The 3,344-nt window shown below is 42.9% G+C and carries 2 protein-coding genes; one reads left to right on the forward strand and one right to left on the reverse strand.

Features of this window, described 5'->3' with window-relative positions:
- Positions 1-380: 380 nt before the first annotated feature.
- Positions 381-2,222, reverse strand: a complete 1,842-nt coding sequence (locus ACYVTD_RS10710) for a phosphoenolpyruvate carboxykinase (GTP) (RefSeq protein WP_461247762.1) — start codon at positions 2,220-2,222, stop codon at positions 381-383.
- A gap of 128 nt (positions 2,223-2,350) precedes the next feature.
- On the opposite strand from ACYVTD_RS10710, the gene ACYVTD_RS10715 reads away from it, so the two are divergent.
- Positions 2,351-3,344 (forward strand): hypothetical protein (locus tag ACYVTD_RS10715; RefSeq protein WP_461247763.1); only part of this gene is annotated, 994 nt, incomplete at its 3' end.

Genomic DNA, 3,344 nt, shown 5'->3' on the forward strand with positions numbered 1-3,344 from the left:
CCGACCTTTTATATTTTTCAATTTTTGATTTTTCTTCGTCAATCGCATAATTTTTGTTGCTTTCTGTTAGTATAGAAAAATATCCTTTTAAAAGTTGTATGTTATTTATATATTAACTGTTTTTTTTATATTATTCAAGTTGTTTTTAAATTTTTTTAACTTTTTTAATACTAGATATAATGCGTTTTCTGGGAAATTTAGCACAATAAGCAGAAAAAATGTACATTTTTATGAGAAAGGGAAACGAGGAAGATAGTATATAGTAGATAGTATGTAGTGGGTAGTAGATTGTTGTTAGTATGCTTAGCGTGTTACTTCAAGCGCAGATAACTAACAACAATACTGTTCACTACTAACTATCCACTATCCACTATCCACTATTAGCTATTCAACCCTTTTTCCATGATGTCGAGTTGCGTGTAAAGATCTTTTGGAAGTTTGTCGCCAAACTTAGCATAATGATTGCTCCTGACATCGGAGATTTCCTTCTTCCAGCCTTCAACGTCAATTTTGATAAGTTCTGCCATTGTCTCGGCGCTAACGCCTGCGGGCGGTTCAATGCTTCCCGGTTTGGGCAGATTGCCGATTGGCGTTTCAATGTAGTTGTCTTTGCCGTCGCAGCGGTCGAAAATCCACGCGAGGACGCGGCTGTTTTCGCCGTAACCTGGCCACATAAATTTGCCGTCATCGGTTTTGCGGAACCAGTTAACAAAGAAGATTTTAGGCAGTTTGTCGCCATGTCCTTCGTCTTTAGATTTCTTTCCGAGTTTGAGCCAATGCGCGAAATAATCGCCCATGTGGTAACCGCAGAAAGGCAACATGGCGAAAGGATCGCGGCGGACATCGCCGGCTTTCAGATCAAGAGCCGCGGCTGTAATTTCAGAACCTGTGATTGATCCCATGAATACGCCGTGAACCCAATCTTTGCTTTGGTTTACCAATGGAATTGTAGAGGCTCTTCTGCCGCCGAATAAGAACGCGCTGATTGGCACGCCTTTGGGGTCTTGCCATTCTTTAGCGATGACAGGGCATTGAGAAGCGGGAACTGTAAAACGCGCATTTGGGTGCGCGATTTCTTCGCCTTTAACAGCCTTGTCTGTTTTGGGCGCGGGTTTTTTCTCGCCTTTCCAGTTGGTGATTGTTTCGCCCGGAGCGCCGTAACCTATTTGTTCCCACCAGATGTCGCCGTCTTCGGTAAGCCCTGTGTTTGTAAAAATAGTATTTTTCTTAATTGAATCCATAGCGCTCTTGTTTGACTGATTGCTTGTTCCCGGCGCAACGCCGAAGAATCCGGCTTCGGGGTTAATCGCGTAAAGTCTGCCGTCTTTGCCGAATTTCATCCATGCGATGTCATCGCCGATTGTTTCTACTTTCCAGCCGGGAAGGGTTGGAATTAACATGGCGAGGTTTGTCTTTCCGCACGCTGAAGGTAATGCGCCCGTAACGTACTTAACTTTTCCTTTTGGATTGGTAAGTTTAAGAATGAGCATATGCTCTGCGAGCCAGCCTTCGTCCCTTGCCAAAACGGACGCGATACGGAGAGCGAGGCACTTTTTACCGAGCAGGGCGTTTCCGCCGTAGCCTGAACCATAAGACCAAATCTCGTAAGTGTCGGGGAAGTGGCTGATGTATTTTTTGTTGACATCGGGTTCGCATGGCCAGCTTGTATCTTTTTCGCCGGGTTTAAGCGGTTTGGCTATTGAATGGAGACAGGGGACGAAAAAGCCGTCTTTTCCAAGAACAGCCAATACCTTTTTTCCAACCCTTGTCATTATGTGCATATTAAATACGACGTAAGGGCTGTCTGTAATTTCAATACCGATTTTGGCAATATTGGAGCCGACAGGTCCCATGGAGAACGGAATAACATACATTGTACGACCTTTCATACAACCTTTGTACAATGCTTTCATTTCATCTTTTAATTTGGCGGGGTCAGCCCAATTATTGGTAGGACCAGCGTTGTCCTTGTCTTTACAGGCGATAAAAGTGCGGCTTTCCGCCCTTGCCACGTCCGAAGGATCTGAACGGAACCAGTAACTGCCCGGTCTCTTTTTTGGATTCAACTGTACGCCAAGCCCGGCGTCAACCGTGACTTTAATAAGGCTTTCATATTCAGACTTGCTGCCGTCGCAGATTACTACTGAATCCGGCGTCATAAGCGCTGCCGCTTCCTCGACCCATTTTTTCAGTCCTGCGTGTTTTAAATCGTTTAATTTCATAATAACTCCTGTTTTTTGGAAATTTACTCCCTACTGTGCCATTTATACATTAAAAATCCCATTTAATCAATAGAGTATATGCTAATCGGGGCTAGAATATGCCGTTTTAATGGCATATACTAACCATTATGGATGATAGAAAAAAGAGAATAGACGACCTTACAAAAAACAATCTGGAAAGCCGATTCTCACTTGATACGCTTTTAGAAAAATTCGGCGAAACTCTTTATTCCCGCATAAAGGAAATGAACGCCGATTTTGAAGATATAATTCAATACAATGTTTACTTAAAAGATATAGCAGAATCAAACACCGCGATAAACAAGATAGAAGAAAAAAATCGACGTTATAAAGAATTGGAAGAGGCAATAGAAGCCGCTGAAAACGAAGAAAAAGAAAGGGCAAGAGAAATGGCGGTTTTTTACCGCAGGCTCGGAAAAGCCCTTCTTGAAAACAGCGCCTATGACGATTATACGTCTCTGTTTAAGGATCAAGCAGATGCTTTAAAAAGCAAGCAGGAATCGCTTGAAACCCGTATCAGTGAGCTTGATAACAAAGAGGGCGGTAATGTTTTTTCATGGATAGGCAAAAGCGCTCAAGGGCTTGTGTTAAAATCTTTTCTGTCCAAAGCTCAGGAAAGCCAGGAACAGCTTTATTTGAATATTGGCGAGCGCCACAGTAACCGCGAGTCCGCAGGCGAAGAAGACGATGTCGCCGCTATACGCGCTGAGATCGATCATTTGCGCGGTATTTCAGAAACAGCCGCCGATGAAACCTCGGTATTGAAAGATGAAAGGCGTATTATTTCCGCTTCCTTTGGCATTGAAGGTAATCCGCAGAAACAAATTCAATTTGTTAAAAATCATATAGCGGAAGTAAAAGCTGCGCTTGGAATTTTATACAGAAAATTCGGCTCACAGGCGGCGGGAATAGACGAGGATATTACCCCTGAAAGAAAATATTTTATAGACACTATTGTTACCGCCGAAGACGGAGAAATTATCGGCAGGGCGGCAAAATTAAATCAATCTATCGCCGATAACGAAAGCGCCATAGTTAAACTTAAAGCTTCCCTTGCGATAGACGAAGAAAAATCAAAAATTGAAAAATATAAAAGGTCGA

It is taken from the genome of Treponema sp. R6D11 (assembly GCF_054786075.1).

What these genes read in the sequence shown, in the direction of transcription:
- ACYVTD_RS10710 (WP_461247762.1), bottom strand. Translation starts at nt 2,222, where the DNA reads ATGAAATTAAACGATTTAAAACACGCAGGACTGAAAAAATGGGTCGAG.